15 protein-coding genes and 3 pseudogenes are annotated in these 18,556 nt (G+C 73.7%); 11 read left to right on the top strand and 7 right to left on the bottom strand.

The genetic code is table 11. The features are described 5' to 3' along the window. Nucleotides 1–20 precede the first annotated feature (20 nt). From BN2279_RS19875 to recX, 3 genes and pseudogenes are all read left to right on the top strand, one after another. On the top strand, nt 21–215 hold the full coding sequence (locus BN2279_RS19875; protein ID WP_059011537.1) for a DUF3046 domain-containing protein: 195 nt from the start codon (nt 21–23) through the stop codon (nt 213–215). Nucleotides 216–443: 228 nt separating this feature from the next. Next, entirely contained in the window at nt 444–1,616 is a 1,173-nt protein-coding gene (gene recA / locus BN2279_RS19870) for a recombinase RecA (protein ID WP_059011535.1), read from the top strand. Beyond that, nucleotides 1,520–2,221 (top strand): annotated as a pseudogene (gene recX, locus BN2279_RS19865) (recombination regulator RecX); the annotation flags it as partial. The gene recA and the pseudogene recX, both read left to right, overlap by 97 nt. A 1-nt stretch (nt 2,222) precedes the next feature. Here recX and BN2279_RS19860 read toward each other — a convergent pair. The 5 genes from BN2279_RS19860 to BN2279_RS19840 form a co-directional block, all read right to left on the bottom strand. After that, nucleotides 2,223–3,854, bottom strand: a complete 1,632-nt coding sequence (locus tag BN2279_RS19860; protein ID WP_059011532.1) for an FAD-dependent monooxygenase — start codon at nt 3,852–3,854, stop codon at nt 2,223–2,225. A gap of 62 nt (nt 3,855–3,916) precedes the next feature. Continuing rightward, nucleotides 3,917–4,843, bottom strand: a complete 927-nt coding sequence (locus BN2279_RS19855; RefSeq protein WP_059011530.1) for an amino acid ABC transporter permease — start codon at nt 4,841–4,843, stop codon at nt 3,917–3,919. After that, nucleotides 4,840–5,463, bottom strand: coding sequence for an amino acid ABC transporter permease (locus tag BN2279_RS19850; protein ID WP_059012589.1), 624 nt, complete (start codon nt 5,461–5,463; stop codon nt 4,840–4,842). The genes BN2279_RS19855 and BN2279_RS19850 overlap by 4 nt, the downstream gene beginning before the upstream one ends. A gap of 142 nt (nt 5,464–5,605) precedes the next feature. Continuing rightward, complete coding sequence (locus tag BN2279_RS19845; protein WP_059011528.1) at nt 5,606–6,430, bottom strand: glutamate ABC transporter substrate-binding protein; 825 nt, start codon at nt 6,428–6,430, stop codon at nt 5,606–5,608. A 57-nt stretch (nt 6,431–6,487) separates the two neighbouring features. Next, complete coding sequence (locus tag BN2279_RS19840; RefSeq protein ID WP_059011526.1) at nt 6,488–7,273, bottom strand: amino acid ABC transporter ATP-binding protein; 786 nt, start codon at nt 7,271–7,273, stop codon at nt 6,488–6,490. Nucleotides 7,274–7,513: 240 nt separating this feature from the next. Here BN2279_RS19840 and BN2279_RS19835 point away from each other — a divergent pair, with 240 nt between their 5' ends. Together BN2279_RS19835 and BN2279_RS19830 are read left to right on the top strand one after the other, a co-directional pair. Next, on the top strand, nt 7,514–8,239 hold the full coding sequence (locus tag BN2279_RS19835; protein ID WP_059011524.1) for a response regulator transcription factor: 726 nt from the start codon (nt 7,514–7,516) through the stop codon (nt 8,237–8,239). A 21-nt stretch (nt 8,240–8,260) separates the two neighbouring features. Continuing rightward, on the top strand, nt 8,261–9,754 hold the full coding sequence (locus tag BN2279_RS19830) for a sensor histidine kinase (protein ID WP_079032328.1): 1,494 nt from the start codon (nt 8,261–8,263) through the stop codon (nt 9,752–9,754). Nucleotides 9,755–9,781: 27 nt separating this feature from the next. On the opposite strand, the gene BN2279_RS19825 is transcribed toward BN2279_RS19830, so the two are convergent. Beyond that, on the bottom strand, nt 9,782–10,780 hold the full coding sequence (locus BN2279_RS19825; protein ID WP_059011523.1) for a TAXI family TRAP transporter solute-binding subunit: 999 nt from the start codon (nt 10,778–10,780) through the stop codon (nt 9,782–9,784). Between the two features lie 79 nt (nt 10,781–10,859). Here BN2279_RS19825 and miaB point away from each other — a divergent pair. Both miaB and BN2279_RS19810 read left to right on the top strand, forming a co-directional pair. Beyond that, nucleotides 10,860–12,471: pseudogene (gene miaB / locus BN2279_RS19820) on the top strand (tRNA (N6-isopentenyl adenosine(37)-C2)-methylthiotransferase MiaB). A 23-nt stretch (nt 12,472–12,494) separates the two neighbouring features. Further along, on the top strand, nt 12,495–13,202 hold the full coding sequence (locus BN2279_RS19810; RefSeq protein WP_059011520.1) for a class III extradiol ring-cleavage dioxygenase family protein: 708 nt from the start codon (nt 12,495–12,497) through the stop codon (nt 13,200–13,202). 56 nt (nt 13,203–13,258) lie between these two features. Here the strand turns inward: BN2279_RS19810 and BN2279_RS19805 are convergent, their stop codons facing one another. Further along, nucleotides 13,259–13,444, bottom strand: a complete 186-nt coding sequence (locus BN2279_RS19805) for a gliding motility protein (RefSeq protein WP_234348015.1) — start codon at nt 13,442–13,444, stop codon at nt 13,259–13,261. A 158-nt stretch (nt 13,445–13,602) separates the two neighbouring features. On the opposite strand from BN2279_RS19805, the gene miaA reads away from it, so the two are divergent. From miaA to BN2279_RS19785, 4 genes and pseudogenes are all read left to right on the top strand, one after another. Beyond that, a complete protein-coding gene (miaA, locus tag BN2279_RS19800) occupies nt 13,603–14,550 on the top strand; it encodes a tRNA (adenosine(37)-N6)-dimethylallyltransferase MiaA (RefSeq protein ID WP_059011516.1) in 948 nt (315 codons plus the stop codon). 109 nt (nt 14,551–14,659) lie between these two features. Continuing rightward, a complete protein-coding gene (locus BN2279_RS19795; RefSeq protein ID WP_059011513.1) occupies nt 14,660–15,190 on the top strand; it encodes a hypothetical protein in 531 nt (176 codons plus the stop codon). A gap of 29 nt (nt 15,191–15,219) precedes the next feature. Further along, on the top strand, nt 15,220–16,107 hold the full coding sequence (gene dapF / locus BN2279_RS19790) for a diaminopimelate epimerase (protein ID WP_059011511.1): 888 nt from the start codon (nt 15,220–15,222) through the stop codon (nt 16,105–16,107). Nucleotides 16,108–16,307: 200 nt separating this feature from the next. Further along, nucleotides 16,308–18,552, top strand: a pseudogene (locus BN2279_RS19785) (RelA/SpoT family protein). Nucleotides 18,553–18,556 lie beyond the last annotated feature (4 nt).

Raw genomic sequence — 18,556 nt, 5'->3', positions numbered from 1 at the left:
CGGCGCGGGATACTGGGGGCATGCGGCTGACGGACTTCTGGGAGCGGATGACGGAGCGGTTCGGTGCCGTGTACGCGGACTCCTTCGCCCGGGACCACGTGATGGCGGAGCTCGGCGGAAGGACGGTGTACGAGGCGCTGGACGCCGGCTGGGACGCCAAGGACGTCTGGCGGGCGGTGTGCGCCGCGGTCGACGTGCCCCCGCACCTGCGCTGACCGCGCCGCTGTCCCGCCGTCCCCCTGACCCGCGCTTCTGACCTGGGCCTCTGACCTGGGCTTTTTCCGGCGTTCCACGAATGGCGGAAGGCGCTTGACACCAAAATCGAACAGGCATTCTCATGGGAACGCGGAACGGCGCTCCCGGCCCTGGGGGCCGATTGTCAGTGGCAGGCGCTAGCGTCCGTGCTTGTGAAGCGATCGAATCAGACGGACCGGGTGGCACCGATGGCAGGTACGGACCGCGAGAAGGCGCTCGACGCCGCTCTCGCGCAGATTGAGCGACAGTTCGGAAAGGGCGCGGTGATGCGCCTGGGGGAGCGGCCGAACGAGCCGATCGAGATCATCCCCACCGGCTCCACGGCTCTCGATGTGGCCCTGGGCGTCGGCGGGTTGCCGCGCGGGCGCGTGGTGGAGGTGTTCGGGCCCGAGTCCTCCGGCAAGACGACACTGACGCTGCACGCCGTGGCGAACGCTCAGCGGGCGGGCGGCACGGTCGCGTTCGTGGACGCGGAGCACGCGCTCGACCCCGAGTACGCCAAGAAGCTCGGTGTGGACGTGGACCAGCTCATCCTCTCCCAGCCGGACAACGGTGAGCAGGCTCTCGAAATCACGGACATGCTCATCCGCTCCGGCGCGCTCGACCTCATCGTCATCGACTCCGTGGCGGCGCTCGTGCCGCGCGCGGAGATCGAGGGCGAGATGGGCGACTCCCACGTCGGCCTCCAGGCCCGGCTGATGAGCCAGGCCCTGCGGAAGATCACCGGCGCGCTCAACCAGTCGAAGACCACGGCCATCTTCATCAACCAGCTCCGGGAGAAGGTCGGCGTGATGTTCGGCTCCCCGGAGACGACGACCGGCGGCCGGGCGCTGAAGTTCTACGCCTCGGTTCGGCTCGACATCCGCCGCATCGAGACCCTGAAGGACGGCACCGACGCGGTGGGCAACCGCACGCGCGTCAAGGTGGTCAAGAACAAGGTGGCCCCGCCCTTCAAGCAGGCCGAGTTCGACATCCTCTACGGCATCGGCATCAGCCGTGAGGGCGGCCTGATCGACATGGGCGTCGAGCACGGGTTCATCAGGAAGTCCGGCGCCTGGTACACGTACGAGGGCGACCAGCTCGGCCAGGGCAAGGAGAACGCGCGGAACTTCCTGCGGGACAACCCCGATCTGGCCAACGAGATCGAGAAGAAGATCAAGGAGAAGCTGGGGATCGGGCCGAAGCCCGCGGCGCCCGCAGCCGAGCCGGACAAGGACGCGGCGGTCAAGGACGCGGCGGTCAAGGACGCGGCGGCCAAGGAGCCGGTCAAGGACCCGGTGGGCGCGGCCCCGGCCGTGGCGGCGGTGACCGCTCCGGTCAAGGCGGCCAAGGCGGCCAAGCCCGTGGCGGCCAAGAGCTGACGGTGACCCGGCGCAGTGAGTGGCCGGAGCGCCCGGCGCGCGAAGACTGCGGTGGCCCCGCGCCGTCGAGGGCCGGTGAGGGGCCACCGCGTGACACCCCGAGGGACCCGGTGGAGCGGGCGCGGGCGATCTGCCTGCGCCTGCTCACCGGGACGCCCCGCACCCGGCGGCAGTTGACCGACGCCCTGCGCGAGCGGGACGTCCCCGAGCAGGCGATCACGGCGGTGCTGGACCGGTTCGAGGAGGTGGGACTGATCGACGACGCGGCCTTCGCGGACGCCTGGGTGGAGTCCCGGCACCACGGTCGCGGTCTGGCCCGGCGGGCGCTCGCCCGCGAGTTGCGCACCAAGGGGGTGGCGCCGTCCCTCATCGAGGAGGCGATCGGGCAGCTCGACCCGGAGCGGGAGGAGGCGACCGCGCGGGCGCTGGTCAAGCGCAGACTCAGGGCGACCCGGGGCGTCCCGCGCGAGAAGCGGCTGCGGCGGCTGGTCGGCATGCTGGCCCGCAAGGGCTATCCCGAGGAGCTGGCCCTGCGGGTGGTCCGGCGGGCCCTGGAGACGGAGGGCGTGGAGGACGACGCGGACGAGCCGTCCGGGGCGTTCTGACTCAGCGGCCGGTGGCCCGGCGCCGGGCCACCCGGGGGGCTTCCCGGTCCTCCGGGGCACCGGAGGCGTCGGTGTCGTCGGATTCTCCGGTCGCGCCGCGCAGCGTCTCCACGCACTCCCGCAGGGACTGGTGGTCCGTGCCCGTCAGGGCGGCGGCGAGATAACCGTCGGGACGGACGATCACCAGGGTGTGCGCCCCCGCCCCGGGATACTCCTCGGTGACCAGCACCTCGGCGGGCAGCGGCAGAGTGGCGGCCGTGGCGGCCAGTTCGGGCATGAGACCGGCCGAGAGCCAGTGCTTGGCGTCCCACACGCCCGCGCCCGGAGCGGTCAGCACCAGCAGCAGCGGACCGCCGAGCCGGTCCCGCAGCGGCCCCGCCGATCCGTCCAGGGCGATGACCGGGACGTCCGCGGCCGGCGCGCCGACCGGGGTGTCGGTGACCTGCGCGCCGCGGGGCACGCGGGTGATCGCGGAGGCGCCGTACCGCGCGGGCGCGCCCAGCGTGCCCCGGCCGAGGTGCCCGTCGGACAGCCACGCCAGCCGCCCCCGGCCCCGGCCGGTGAGGCGCGACGGCAGGCCGTCCCGGGCGCGCGCCAGCGGCAGCGCCTGGTCCACCGCGCGGAGCCGGACCCCGACGGCGGTGCGGCGTTCGTCCTGGTAGCTGTCGAGCAGGGTCTCGGCCCGGCCCTCGTGGCAGGCGACGGCCAGCTTCCAGGCGAGGTTCTCGGCGTCCCGCAGCCCCTCGGCGACCTGCTGGGTGCCGAGCGCGCCGAGCAGGTGAGCGGCGTCACCGGCGAGGAAGACCCGCCCGGCGCGCCAGCTCCGGGCCAGCCGCTGGTGGCAGATGTGGACGCCGGTGTCCAGCAGGTCGTAGGCCGGGAGGTCCCCGCCGTGCCAGGCGGCGAGGGTCGCGTGGATCCGTTCGAGGAGGGCCTCGGGGGTGACGAGGCCGTCGTCCGCGGGCAGCGGCCAGTCCAGCCGCCACCGGCCCCCGGTCAGCGGCCGGACGGTGACCTCGCCGACCGGCAGGCTGCGGTGCAGCCCGGCCTCGCCCGGCCAGGGCAGCTCGGCCCGCAGCGCCGCGACCGCGTAGCGGGCCACGCCGGTGCGTCCGTGGAAGGCTATGCCGAGCAGTTTCCGCACGGTGGAGCGGGCGCCGTCGCACCCCACGAGATGGCTGCCGCGCCACTGCCGGTTCTGCTCGCGCCGCCCGTCCGGGCCGTGGGAGACGGTGTGCGCGACCACCTCGGTGCCGCGCTGCTCGATGTCCGTCAGCCGGTGCCCCCGGGCCAGGCGCACCAGCTCCTGCCGGACCGCCGCGTCCCGCAGGGCGCGGTGCAGGACGTGCTGCGGCACGTGGCGCGGGCCCCGCTCCGGGTCGAGTTCCTCCCGCAGCACCGTCCGGCCCCGGAGCGTGGTCCGCCAGGCGTGCCACCGCGCCGCCTCCTCGGCGACGCCCGGCAGGGCGGCCCAGCGCGCGACGTCGTGCGGCAGCACGCAGGTGCGCGCGAGACGCGGAGGGGGCGGCCCGTCGGCGCCGTCCAGGACGACAGTGGGAACGCCGTGCCCGGCCAGGGCAAGCGCCAGCGCGAGCCCTACCGGGCCCGAGCCGGCGATGATCACGGGCAGCACAGCACGTATGGAACCGAGCGCGTGATCAGGCGTCAAGTCGGCCCCCGTTCGGGCCGATTGGCCTAGGTCCTGGTGTCCGGCCCCTTCCCGAGGCGAGGCGGTCCGGGCACGTCCCCGGCGACGTCCATCTCATCGGTGGTGGTGGTCGACAGTACCGCACCGGTTCCGCGCTTGCCGCGCCGGATCCGCCCTTCCAGCCAGCCCGCGAAGCTGGTCAGCAGGAAGTTGAGCACCACGTAGATGACGGTGATGAGGGTGAAGGCGGCGAGCAGGCTGACGAAGTTGTTGTCGATGTCGCCGATGGTGCTGCGCAGTTCCGTGTACTGGACGAGCTGCCCGCCCAGCGCGGTGTCCTTCACGATCACCACGAGCTGGCTGACGATCGCGGGCAGCATCGAGGTCACCGCCTGCGGCAGCAGCACATTGCTCATGATCTGGCCCTTGCGCATGCCGATCGCCCGCCCCGCGTCCGCCTGGCCGCGAGGCAGCGCGAGCACACCGGCGCGCACGACCTCGGCCAGCACCGAGGCGTTGTACATCACCAGGCCGGTCACCACCGCGTAGAGCGGTCGCAGGTCGGACGTCACGCTGGACCACTGGAAGTACGCCTCGTTGGCGAAGAGCATCAGCAGCAGCACCGGGATGGCGCGGAAGAACTCCACGACCGCGCCCGCCGGGACCCGGATCCACCGGTGGTCCGACAGCCGCCCGATGCCGAGCAGAGCGCCGAGCGGCAGCGCGATGGCCATGGACAGACCGGCCGCCACCAGCGTGTCCTTCAGGCCGGGCAGCACGAAGTTGGTCCATAGCCGGGAGTCCGTGAAGATCGGCTCCCACAGCCGCCACTCCAGCTCCCCCCGGTCGGTGAGCCTGCCGTAGATCCACCAGGCGGCCCCGGCCAAGACGGCCAGGAAGAGCACGGCGTACAGGGCGTTGCGCCGCCGGGCCCGCGGCCCCGGCGCGTCGTACAGGACGGACAGGTCGCTCATCGCTTCACCGCCAGCTTCCGGGCGAGCCGTCCGAGCAGCAGCCCCGAGGGCAGCGTCAGCAGGATGAAGCCGGCGGCGAAGAGCACGCCGATCTCCAGCGGCCTGGCTTCGTTCTCGATCATCTCGTTCATCAGGAACGCGGCCTCCGCGACTCCGATGGCCATGGCCACCGTGGTGTTCTTGGTGAGGGCGATGAGCACGTTGGCCAGCGGCGCCACCACGGACCGGTACGCCTGGGGCAGCACGACCAGCCGCAGCACCTGGGTGAAGTTCAGCCCCAGGGCGCGGGCCGCCTCGGCCTGGCCCACCGGCACGGTGTTGATGCCGGAGCGCAACGCCTCGCAGACGAAGGTCGAGGTGTAGGCGACCAGGCCCAGGACGGCCAGCCGGAAGTTCCTGTCGTCGATGTCGGGCCCGGCGCCCAGGGTGATCTCCAGCCGGAAGGCCAGCACCTGGGCGCAGGCCACGATGACGATGGTGAGGGGGATGTTCCGGACGATGTTGATGTACAGCGTGCCGAACGCGCGCATCACCGGGACGGGGCTGACCCGCATCGCGGCCAGCACCGTTCCCCAGATCAGCGAGCCGATCGCGGAGGCGACGGTGAGCTGCACTGTCATCCAGAACGCCCCGAAGAGGTCGTACTCGTCGAGGTCGAGGAAAGAGAAGTCCAACACGGAGCCTCACACGTCCCGGTCGAAGGTGTGGTCGAAGGGGAGCGGCGCCCCGGCCCGGCGGCGCGCCGCCGGGCCGGGGACGGGCTCACTCGGTCGTCGGCGCGGAACCGATCGCGGGCGCGGGCTCGGGCTCGTACCCGGAGGAGCCGAAGTTCTCCTCCACGAAGCGGTCCCAGGAACCGTCGTCCACCATCCGCGTGATGGCCTCGTTGACGGCGTCGACCCGGTCGGAGTCCAGGGGCAGCCCGACGCCGTAGTACTCGTCGCTCAGGTTCAGCCCCGCCAGCGTCAGCTCGCCGGCGTACTCGTCCTGCGCCGCGTACCCGGCGAGGATCGCGTCGTCGGTGGTGAGGGCGTCCAGCGAGCCGCCCACGATGCCGTCCAGGCACTCGGAGTAGGTCTGGAAGTTCTGCAGATTGGCGCCGTACTCGTCCTCCATCCGCTGGGCGGAGGTGGAGCCGCCGACGGAGCACAGGGTGAGGTCGCCGATGCTCTCCTCGGTCGGCGTCTCGGCGTCCGAGCTGATCAGCAGGTCCTGGTGGGCCAGGAAGTACGGGCCGGCGAAGGCGACCTGCTCGGCACGCTCGGGGGTGATCGAGTAGCTGGCGACGATCATGTCCACATCGCCACGGCGCAGCATGTTCTCCCGGTCGGCGCTGGGAGCCTCCTCCCAGGTGATCTGGCCGGGCTCGTAGCCGAGTTCCCCCGCGATGTAGGTGGCCACGTCCACGTCGAAGCCGCTGAACTCGCTGTTCGCGTCCCGCAGACCGATGCCCGGCTGGTCGAACTTGATGCCGATGGTGATGCCGTCGCCGTCCCCCTCGTCCCCGCCCCCGCCGCCACAGGCGGTCGCGGTCAGCGCGAGGGCGAGGAGGGGGGCGGCCAGAACGCTTGCCTTGCGGAGTCTCATCGTGGGAAATCCCTTGCCTGGAGGTCGGATCGGTGGATGCGGGGGGTGTGTCCGCGGTCAGTGCTGGAGGATCTTGGACAGGAAGTCCTTGGCCCGGTCGCTGCGCGGGTTGTCGAAGAACTGGTGGGGCTCGGCCTCCTCGACGATCCGGCCGTCGGCCATGAAGACCACGCGGTTCGCGGCGGAGCGGGCGAAGCCCATCTCGTGGGTGACCACGACCATGGTCATGCCCTCGCGGGCGAGCTGCCGCATGACCTCCAGCACTTCGTTGATCATCTCCGGGTCCAGCGCCGAGGTCGGCTCGTCGAAGAGCATCACCTTCGGCTCCATCGCCAGCGCGCGGGCGATCGCCACCCGCTGCTGCTGGCCGCCGGAGAGCTGCGCGGGGTACTTGTCCGCCTGGTTGCCCACGCCCACCCGGTCCAGCAGCGTCCGGGCCCGCGCCTCGACCTCGGCCTTGTTCTGGCGCCGCACCTTGAGCGGGCCAAGCGTCACGTTCTGGAGCACCGTCTTGTGCGCGAAGAGGTTGAAGGACTGGAAGACCATGCCGACATCGGACCGGAGCCGCGCCAGCTCCCGGCCCTCCGCCGGGAGGGGGGCGCCGTCGATCGTGATCGTTCCGGAGTCGATCGTCTCCAGGCGGTTGATCGCGCGGCACAGGGTGGACTTGCCCGAACCGGAGGGCCCGATCACGACGACGACTTCCCCGCGGGTGATCGTCAGGTTGATGTCCCGCAGCACGTGGAGGGCACCGAAGTGCTTGTTCACGCTGTCCAGGACGACAAGGGCGTCCGCCGGCGGCGGGTTCGCGGCGGAGTCCTTGGTCAGCGGCGCATCGCTCATCGTGGAGTTGCTCCATCCTCGTCGGTTGCAGGGACCCTAGCCAGCACGTCGACACAGCGTCAGCAGATCTGAGCGGAAATTGAGCATAACGATCCAGACGCTCGCCCGGGTGCGCCGCGTCACCACGGGTGACCCCGCGTGCGCGGCACGGCCCGGGGGGCGCCCGCCCTCGGCCCGGCTCTTGACGCCACCCGGCATCATCGGGGTGGACGCGTGGACGCGCACGAACGGAGGGTGCGAATGAGACTGCTCCTGGTCGAGGACGACGAGCACGTCGCCGCCGCCCTGGTGGCCGTGCTCGGCAAGCACGGATTCGACGTGGTCCGCGCGCGGGGCGGCGAGGAAGCGCTGAGCCTCCTGCACGACCGCTCGTCCCACCGCTCCGCCCCCGGTACCTTCCCCGGTTCGTTCCAGGTGATCCTTCTCGACCTCGGCCTTCCCGATCTGGACGGCTTCGAGGTCTGCGGGCGCATCCGGCGCGTCACCTCCGTGCCGGTGATCATGGTGACGGCCCGCTCCGACGTCCGCTCCCGCATCCACGGTCTGAACCTCGGCGCCGACGACTACATCGTCAAGCCCTACGACACCGGCGAGCTGCTGGCCCGCATCCACGCCGTCAGCCGCCGCACCCCCGGCCCCGAGGAGACCGCGGGCGCCGCCGGGGAGACGGCCGCGCCGGCCCTCGGCCCCCTCACGCTGGAACCGGCCACCCGCCAGGTCTCCGTGGACGGCCGGCGGGTGACGCTCACCCGCAAGGAGTTCGACCTGCTGGCGCTGCTCGCCCAGCGGCCCGGCGTCGTCTTCCGCCGGGAACAGATCATCAGCGACGTCTGGCAGACGAGCTGGGAGGGCACCGGACGCACCCTCGAAGTGCACGTCGCCTCGCTCCGCTCCAAGCTCCGCCGCCCCGAGCTGGTCGAGACGGTCCGCGGCGTCGGCTACCGGCTCGCGCTCCCGGCCGCCTGACCGGGACACCCGCCGACGACGATGCGCTCCCGCCTGCTCCCCCTTCTCATCGTGCTGCTGGCCGGCGTGCTGCTCGCGCTGGGTGTGCCGCTGGCCACCAGCCAGGCCCGCAGCGAGCAGCAGCAGGTCATCGTGGACCGCATCGACGACACGTCGCGCTTCGCCTCCCTCGCCCAGTACGTGGGCGACGCCGCGGCCGGCGCCGCCGGCGCCGAGGCGCGGGACACGCTCCGCGCCGACCTGACCCGGTACTACGAGGTGTACGGCATCAGGGCCGGTGTCTTCCTGCGCGACGCCGAGCCCATGGCCGTCGCCCCGGCCGACTGGGCGGCGCCCGGCGGGGCCACCGGCGAGGAGTTCGCGGAGGCCCTCGCCGGGCGCCGCAGCCAGGGCCCGGCACAGGTGTGGCCGTGGGACACCGACCGCCGGCTGATCGTCGCCTCGCCGGTGATCAGGGACGGTGACGTGGTCGCCGTCGTCCTCACCGACTCGCCCACCGGCCCGCTGCGTTCCCGCATCCTGCGTGGCTGGCTGGCCATCGCCGCCGGGGAGGCCGCGGCGATGCTGCTCGCGGTGGGCGCCGCGTTCCGGCTCGCGGGCTGGGTGCTGCGCCCGGTGCGCGTGCTGGACAAGGCCACGCACGAGATCGCCACCGGACGGCTCACCGCCCGCGTCGCCCCCGCCGGAGGCCCGCCGGAGCTGCGGCGGCTGGCCCGTTCCTTCAACGAGATGGCCGACAACGTCGAGGAGGTCCTGCGCCGGCAGCGCGCCTTCGTCGCCGACGCCTCCCACCAACTGCGCAACCCCCTGTCCGCGCTGCTGCTCCGCATCGACCTGCTCGGCCTCGAACTTCCCGAGGACAGCGAGGAGGTCGCCTCCGTCCGCGCCGAGGGCAAGCGTCTGGCCCGGGTCCTGGAGAGCCTCCTCGACCTCGCGGTCGCCGAGCACGCCACCGCCGACCTGCGGGTGACCGACGTGGCCGCGCTGGTCGCGGAACGGGTCTCCGCCTGGCGCCCGGTCGCCGACCGGCGCGGCGTCGCCCTCCGGCTGACCGGCCCCGCCGCCGCCACCGGCTGGGCCGACCCACTGGGGCTCTCCAGCGCCCTGGACGCGATCGTCGACAACGCCCTGAAGTTCACGCCGGGCGGCGGCGAGGTCCGCGTCGCCGTGTCCGCGGGCCGCGACGCCGTCACCGTCGAGACCGCCGACGACGGACCCGGCCTGGAGGACGCCGAACTCGAACGCATCGGCGACCGCTTCTGGCGCAGCGGCCGGCACCAGAACGTCTCCGGCTCGGGCCTCGGCCTGTCGATCGTCGCCGCCCTGCTGGCCGCCGGGGGCGCGGGCATCTCCTACGCCCGCAACGAGCCGCACGGCCTGCGCGTGACCGTCACCGTGCCCCGGGACGCCCCCGACGGCCCCGCGCTACCCCCGGCCCCGCCCGGTGACGGTCACGCGCAGGCCGTGCGGCTCGTTGCGGGCGTAGGAGATGCCCGCGCCCCCGGCGGAGCCTGAACGGTCCGGCGCGCGGGCGGTGAGGCGTCAGGTCTTCGCGGAACGGTAGTAGGCGGCGGCACCGGGATGGAGCGGGAGCGGCTCGGTGTAGATCGCGGTCCGCAGATCGACCCGCTGGGCCGCGTGCACCTCCTGCCCGATGCGGTCACGGCCGTTGATGACGGACTCGGTGATCTGCTCGGCGAGCGCGTCGTCCATGCCGTCCGTCGTCACCAGCAGGTTGGCCACGGCGATCGTGTCCACCGTGTCCGTGCCCGCTATGCCGGGGTAGGCGTCCGGCGGCATCGCCGCCGCCCGGTAGTGCGCGGCCTGCTCCCCCTGGGCGGCCAGCGCGGGCAGCAGGTCGCCCAGCGGCACCAGCCGGATCTCCATGCGGTCGGCCAGCCGCTCGACGGCGGCGGTGGGCAGCCCGCCGGACCAGAAGAACGCGTCGATGTCGCGCGCCTCCAGCATCGTCGGCATCGCGTTGATGCCTTCCCGGACCGCCTCGATGTCGGTGTCCATGTCGAGCCCGGCCGCCGTGAGCAGCGACCGCGTCACCAACTGCACGCCCGAGTCGTCCTGTCCCACGCCCACCCGCAGCCCCGCGAGGTCGGCGGTCCGCAGGACCGGGGAGTCCTCGCGGACGACGAGCTGCATGTAGTCGTCGTACAGCCGGGCGCACGCCCGCAGCCGGTCGGCGCCCTCGCCGCCGGCGGCCTGGTAGGCGGCGAGGGAGTCGGCGGTGGCGATGGCGAAGTCGGCCTCGCCGGACACCAGCCGCTCGATGTTCTGCACCGAACCGGCGCTGGGGCTCAGCGTGAGGTCGAGATCGGGGGCGTCCCGCGCCAACTGCCCGCTCAGAAGCTGCCCGTACCGGGCGTACACGCCACTGATGACGCCGGTGCTCATGGTCACCTCGCCCGCCGGGCTGCTGTCGCCCCCGGCCACGGGCCGCCACAGCAGCGCCGCCAGCACGGCCAGGACGGCGGCGAGGCCCAGCACCACCGGCCACGGGCGCCGCCGCGGGGTACGCACGGAGAGCACACGGGCAAGCTACCAGCGGACCGTAGACTTGGGGACCGGCCCTCACTGGTCACCGAGTCGGATGGGATCGAGTCCTCGCATGCCCGAAGTCGCGCGCACCTACCAAGTCAGGACGTTTGGCTGTCAGATGAACGTCCACGACTCGGAACGGATGGCCGGGCTGCTGGAGCGCGCCGGGTATGTCCCGGCGGATCCCGGCGCCGACGGCGCGGACGTCGTGGTCTTCAACACCTGCGCCGTCCGGGAGAACGCGGACAACCGGCTCTACGGCAACCTCGGCCAGCTCGCCCCCAGGAAGGCCGCCCGCCCCGGGATGCAGATCGCCGTCGGCGGCTGCCTCGCGCAGAAGGACCGCGACACGATCGTGCGCCGCGCGCCCTGGGTGGACGTCGTCTTCGGCACCCACAACGTGGGCAGCCTGCCGGTGCTGCTGGAGCGCGCCAGGATCGAGCGCGAGGCGCAGGTCGAGATCGCCGAGTCGCTGGAGGCGTTCCCCTCCACGCTGCCCACCCGCCGCGAGAGCGCCTACGCCGCGTGGGTCGCCATCTCCGTGGGCTGCAACAACACCTGCACCTTCTGCATCGTCCCGGCCCTGCGCGGCAAGGAGAAGGACCGCCGCCCCGGCGACATCCTCGCCGAGGTCGAGGCGCTGGTCGCCGAGGGCGTCAGCGAGATCACGCTGCTCGGCCAGAACGTCAACGCCTACGGCTCGGACATCGGCGACCGCCAGGCGTTCTCCAAGCTGCTGCGGGCCTGTGGCCGCGTCGAGGGGCTGGAGCGCGTCCGCTTCACCTCGCCGCACCCCCGCGACTTCACCGACGACGTCATCGAGGCGATGGCCGCGACGCCGAACGTGATGCCGCAGCTCCACATGCCGTTGCAGTCCGGCTCCTCCCGCGTGCTGCGCGCGATGCGCCGCTCCTACCGGCAGGACCGCTACCTCGGGATCATCGAGAAGGTGCGGGCCGCGATCCCGGACGCCGCGATCACCACCGACATCATCGTGGGCTTCCCCGGCGAGACCGAGGAGGACTTCGAGGAGACCCTGCACGTGGTCCGCGAGGCCCGCTTCGCCCAGGCGTTCACCTTCCAGTACTCCAAGCGCCCGGGCACCCCGGCCGCCGACATGCCGGGACAGGTGCCCAAGGAGACCGTCCAGGCGCGGTACGAGCGGCTGGTCGCGCTCCAGGAGGACATCTCCTGGGCGGAGAACAAGAAGCAGGTCGGCCGCACCCTGCCGGTGCTGGTCGCCGAGGGCGAGGGACGCAAGGACGACGCCACCCGGCGGCTGTCCGGCCGCGCCCCCGACAACCGGCTGGTCCACTTCACCCGCCCCGAGGGCCCCGCTCCGCGCCCGGGCGCCGTCGCGACCGCCCCGTGAGAGCGCCCGGGCCGCCGCCCGGTGGCACACTCGCCGACCCCAGCAGAGGCGCCGCAAGAAGGCCCCCCGCCCGTGGGGGACCCCGCCGCCCCTGGGCCTGGTGTCGACCGTCCGCGTCACCTACGCCGCCCCGCACCACCTGCTCGCGGAGGGCCCCGTCCAGGACATCCGCCGCACCCGGGCCGGTGACGCCTGGGCGCGGCGCCAGGCGGCCCCGGCCGACGGTCCGCGAGGCGTCATGCTCGGCCTGCCGGCGGTCGGCGCCCCGGCGCCCGCGGCGGAGCCGGCCGGAGGATGCGCGGTCTGCTGAGGCCGCGCGGTTAGGCTGCGGCCATGCTTGTCGCCGCCGCCGTGTGCCCCTGTCCGCCGCTGCTGGTGCCCGAGGTGGCCCGAGGCGCCTCGGCGGAGCTGGACGACGCCCGCACCGCCTGTTACGACGCCGTCGCCGTCCTCGCCGCCGCACGCGCCGACCGGCTGCTGGTGGTCGGCGGCGCCGAGCCGGACGGCCGGGGCGCGTTCCCGCCGGGCACCCGCGGGTCGCTGCGCGGCTTCGGCGTGGACGTCGAGGTCGGCCTCGGCAAGGGCGAGCCGGGCCGGCGCGGGCTGCCGCCGTCGCTCACCGTGGGGGCCTGGCTGCTGGAGCGCACCGGGTGGCGCAACGCCCCCGTCGAGGGGATCGGCATCGCGGAGTCGCTGGAGCCGGAGCGCTGTGACGCGCTCGGCCGGGAGCTGGCCGCCGGGCCGGACCGGCTGGCCCTGCTGGTGATGGGGGACGGCAGCGCCTGCCGTTCGCCCAAGGCTCCCGGCTACCACGACGAGCGCGCCGCCGCGTTCGACGCCGCCGCCGCGCGGGCGCTGGGGGAGGCCAACACCGCCGCGCTCGCCGCGCTCGACGCCGGGCTGGCGGAAACGCTGCGGGTCGCGGGACGCTCGGGCTGGCAGGTGCTGGCCGGGGCGGCCGACGGGGCCGGGCTCGCCGGACGGCTCCTGTACGACGCGGCGCCGTACGGCGTCGGCTACTTCGTGGCGTCCTGGTCCTGACCCGGCCTTCCGTGGCCGCCCTGCCCGGGGCCCGGCGGGGAAGGGCTCCCGGCGTCCTACTGGCGGGCCTCCTCCCCGGCCTCGCGGTCGGCGGCCTCGGCCGCGGTCTGCTTGGGAATCTCCACGCCGTCGCCCCCCGTGGCCTCGGCGCCCTCGGCTGCCGTCGCCTCCTCGGGCGCCGCCCCGGCCTCCCCGGCCGCCGCGCCGGACGGCTGCTCGGTGCCCTGCCCGCGACTCTTCAACCAGGCCAGAATGCCCATAGCCACTCCTGATATCACTTGTGTCGGTAATGTCCCGCCCGCGAACGACGGGCGGAACCTCTAAACGAGAAACGACGCGCGGGGTCCCGCGTCACGTCACTCGTTCGAGGGCGCAGGACCGGATCTGGAAGACTGCCCGCGTGAACAGCGCCGCCTCCGCCCCCCAGGTCGTCGCCGTGGTGGGACCGACCGCGGCCGGGAAGTCCGACCTCGGGATCGCGCTCGCCCACCGGCTGGGCGGCGAGGTGATCAACGCCGACTCCATGCAGCTCTACCGGGGCATGGACATCGGCACGGCCAAGCTCACCCCGGCCGAGCGGGGCGGCGTTCCCCACCACCTGCTCGACATCTGGGACGTCACCGAGACGGCCAGCGTCGCCGCGTACCAGCGGCTCGCCCGCGACCGCGTCGAGCGGCTGCTGGCCGCCGGCCGCGTCCCCGTCCTGGTCGGCGGCTCCGGGCTCTACGTGCGGGCCGCCGTCGACCGGCTCGACTTCCCCGGCACCGACCCGGAGGTCAGGGCCCGGCTGGAGGCCGACCTCGCCCGCCACGGCAGCGGCGCCCTGCACGCCCGGCTCGCCGCCGCCGACCCGCCCGCCGCCGAGGCCATCCTCCCCGGCAACGGCAGGCGGATCGTCCGCGCCCTGGAGGTCATCGAGATCACCGGCCGGCCGTTCACCGCCAACCTGCCGGGCCCCGCCGACGAGCGCGACGTCTACCGCACCCTCCAGATCGGCGTCGCCGTGGACCGCGCCGAACTCGCCGCCCGGATCGCCGCCCGGGTGGACCGGATGTGGGCCGCCGGCCTCGTCGACGAGGTCCGCGCCCTGGAACGGGCCGGGCTCCGCGAGGGCCTCACCGCCTCCCGCGCCCTCGGCTACCAGCAGGTCCTGGCCGCGCTGGCCGGTGAGCGCACCGAGGCGGAGGCGCGCGAGGAGACCGTCAGGGCCACCCGGCGATTCGCCCGGCGGCAGGAGAGCTGGTTCCGCCGCGACCCGCGTGTGCGCTGGCTGGACGGGTCGCGCGAGGCGTCGGGAGACCTCGCGGAGAGGGCGTGGGACCTGCTCGAACGGGCGGTCACATCCTGATCACGTGATGGCATCGGGACGCTCCAGGCACCTGGGAGCGGCCGGATCACGTGCCATCATCGAGCAATGCCGCAGCTTTGAAACCGTTGAGCAGGGAGGGCGCGTGGCGATGGAGGCCGGCCCTCGCGAGAGCAACGGCACGACGGAAGGCGTTCCGCCCCGGCGTCCCGGCGACGACCCGCGCGCACCCGACCCCGTCCGGACCGACGTGTTCGCGGGCGCCCTGCCCGCCGATCCCGTCACGGATCCGCTCGGCGAAGGGGCGGGCGAGGCGGTCGAGATCATCGACGACTTCCGCGGCGACGAGTCCTACGCCGACCTGCGGCCTCCCCGGCGGCTCGGACTGGCCCTCTTCGCGCCCATCGTGGCCCTCAGCCTCGTCGGCTCGCTGATGTTCGCCTTCCCGCTCGCCTTCGCCTTCGACGAGACCGGCTCGGTCGTCGCCATGCTCGGCCTGCTCATCGGCTGCAGCGCCGCCGGCTGGGGCATGATGGCCGCCCGCCGCGCCGGTTACACCTGGCCGGGACTCCCGCCCCGGGGCTCCGGCCGCCGCCCGGACTGGCGGCTGCTCGCGCTCTACGGTCTCGGCGTGCTGCTCCTCGCCGTGCTCGCGGTCCTCCGCGTGGCCGCCCTCCGCTGAGTGTCGTCACGATCCGTTACGATCGCCGGGTGGGCACCATAGAGCAGCCCGTGCCGTTCCTCAAGGGACACGGCACGGAGAACGACTTCGTGATCATCCCCGACCTCGACGGCCGTCTCGCGCTGGGCGCCGCGGCCGTGGCGCGGCTGTGCGACCGGCGGGCCGGCCGCGGGGGTGACGGGCTGCTGCGCGTCGTGCGCGCCGCCGCCGAGCCCGCCGCCGGGGAGTGGGCCGGCGAGGCGGAGTGGTTCATGGACTACCGCAACGCGGACGGCAGCATCGCCGAGATGTGCGGGAACGGGGTGCGGGTCTTCGCGCGGTATCTGCGCCGCGCCGGGCTCGCCGGGGCCGGGGACCTGGCCGTCGCCACCCGGGCCGGGGTGCGCCGGGTCCGTTTCGAGGAGGACGGCGGCGTCACCGTCGCCATGGGAGCGGCCCGCCTGCCCGCCGGGCCCGACCCCTCCGTCACGGTCACCGTGGGCGACCGCGTCTGGCCCGCGCGCCATGTCGACATGGGGAACCCCCACGCGGTCGCGTTCGTCGCCGACCTCGCCGAGGCGGGCCCGCTGCTCGACGCGCCGTCCGTCCATCCGGCCGACGCCTATCCGCGCGGCACCAACGTCGAGTTCGTCGTGGACCGTGGGCCGCGCCACGTCGCGCTGCGGGTGCACGAGCGCGGCTCGGGGGAGACTCGCTCCTGCGGCACCGGCGCCTGCGCCGTCATGGTCGCCGCCGCCCGCCGCGACGGCCTGGACCCGGCGGCCGGCGGGGACGCCGTCACCTACACCGTGGACGTGCCGGGCGGCCGGCTGGTGATCACCGAGCACCCGGACGGCGAGGTCACCATGACGGGTCCCGCGGTCATCGTCGCGGAGGGGACGATCGACCCCGGATGGCTCGCCGCCGCCTCCGCGTGACCCTGCCGATACCGGCCGGGGCGCCTGTGGATTTCGGCCACGTTTCGCGGCACAAAGTCACTGGAATGGGTGATCCCACGCGATCGGGGCGGCCTGTGGTCAGTGGGGCGTGATGGGCTCGGTAGCATCAAGCACCGGCGCCGCCGCGGGATCACGGGGATGCGGTCCGGTCACGGACACCGCGGGAGGTGCGCACCCCTATGAGCGCAGAGGCGACCACACCGAGTGGGGCGGCCGGTTCACGCCGCGGTGGCCGCGGGGACATGCTGCGACTCCGCCGGCTCGGCCGCGCCGCCGTCCTGCGGACCGCCCTGCGGGGCAGACTGCCCGACGCGATCGAGCATCTGGCCCAGGCGCACCGCCGCCACCATCCGCGCGCCGACCTCGGCATCCTGCGCCGGGCCTACCTGCTGGCCGAATCCGCGCACCGCGGCCAGTTCCGCAAGAGCGGCGAGCCGTACATCACCCATCCGCTGGCCGTGACGCTGATTCTCGCCGAACTGGGCGCGGAGACCACCACACTGACGGCCTCCCTGCTGCACGACACCGTCGAGGACACCGAGGTGACCCTCGATCAGGTCCGCGCGGAGTTCGGCGACGAGGTCGGCCATCTGGTGGACGGCGTCACCAAGCTGGAGAAGGTCGAGTACGGCGCCGCCGCCGAGTCCGAGACGTTCCGCAAGATGCTCGTGGCCACCGGCAGCGATGTGCGGGTGATGTCGATCAAACTGGCGGACCGCCTGCACAACATGCGCACCCTCGGCGTGATGCGCCCGGAGAAGCAGGCGCGGATCGCGCGCGTCACCGGGGACGTCCTGATCCCGCTGGCCGAGCGGCTGGGCGTGCAGACGGTGAAGACCGAGCTGGAGGATCTGGTCTTCGCCATCCTCCAGCCCGAGGAGCACGTCACCGCCCGGGAGTTGATCCGGCGGCACGCCGACCGGCCCGATCCCCTCGCGGAGGTCGCGGACGCCGTGCGGGGCGTCCTGCGCGAGGCCGGGATCGCCGCCGAGGTCGTGATCAGGCCGCGGCACGTGCTGTCCGTCCACCGGGTCAGGCTCAAACGCGGCGAGCTGGGCCCGTACGACTACGGCCGCCTGCTGATCCTGGTCGGGGAGAACGCCGACTGTTACGCGGTCCTCGGCGAGCTGCACACCTGCTTCACCCCGGTCGTCTCGGAGTTCAAGGACTTCGTCGCGGCCCCCAAGTTCAACCTCTACCAATCGCTCCACACCGCGATCGCCCTCGACGCCGGGCAGGTCGCGGAGGTCCTGGTCCGCACCCACACCATGCACCGCGTCGCGGAGACCGGGGTCATCGCGCTCGGCGACCCGCACCACGCGGCGGAGGGCGAGCCGGTCGGCGACGACGCCGAGCGCGGCGATCCCACCCGCCCCGGCTGGCTGTCCCGGCTGCTGGACTGGCAGCGGCAGGCCCCCGACCCCGACACCTTCTGGAGCGCGCTCCGCGACGAGCTGGCCCGGGACCGTGAGATCACCGTCTTCGTGGACGCCGCCGAGGAGGGCCCGCTCCAGCTCCCGGTCGGCGCGACCTGCGTGGACGCCGCCTACGCCCGGCACGGCCAGGGCGCGCACGCCTGCATCGGCGTGCGGGTCAACGGACGGCTGGCGACGCTGCGGACCGTCCTGCACGACGGCGACACCGTGCAGCTCCTCCTGGCGTCCGACGGCAGTTGGGGGCCCTCCCCGGAGTGGCTCGACTACGCCACGACCCCGGCCGCCCGCATCCCCATCCGGCGCTGGCTCGACGCGGTCGCCGTCACTTACAACCTCCTCTACGCTCACGTGGCCCTCAGCAATCGAGTGATTTCCTTTCTTTTAGTCCCCACTTACATAGTCAGCCAGCCCGCTATGATCTCGTGCGTCTCGGACCGCGGCGTGCTTCCAGCATCCGCATCCGCGGCGGCATCAGGGGGGGGCATGCGGCCGCGCCCAGCCTCCCGACCCGCCCCCGCCCGCCCCGCCGGGCGGGGAGTCCGCGGCCGTGGTCGCGGGCGCGCCCGGCGCGCCCGTGCGGCTGGCCCGCTGCTGTACGCCCGTGCCGCCCGACGCGGCCTCCGGCTTCGCCGTTCGCGGCGGCGCGGTCACCGTGCACCGGCGGGACTGTCCGGCCGCCGCCGACATGACCGCGGCGGGGCGGCGTCCGCTGCCGGTGACCTGGCGCTCCGGCTCCGTCGGCTGCCGCGTCACGCTGCACGCCGAGGCCCTCGGCCGGCCGGAGCTGCTGGCCGACCTGACCGAGGCCCTGGCCGCGCACGGCGCCGCGGTGCTGGCGGCCGAGGTCGAGCCGCCGCGCGAGCACCGCGTGCGGCACACGTACACGCTGCGGCTGCCCGACGCGTCCGGGCTGCCGAGGTTGATGAGGGCCATGCGGCGGGTACCCGGCGTCTACGACGTCACGCGGGCGGCCCGGCTCCAGTCCTGAGCGG

It is taken from the genome of Streptomyces specialis, from assembly GCF_001493375.1.
Classification (GTDB): Bacteria; Actinomycetota; Actinomycetes; order Streptomycetales; family Streptomycetaceae; genus Streptomyces; species Streptomyces specialis.
This window is presented reverse-complemented; position numbering and strand designations above follow the sequence as displayed.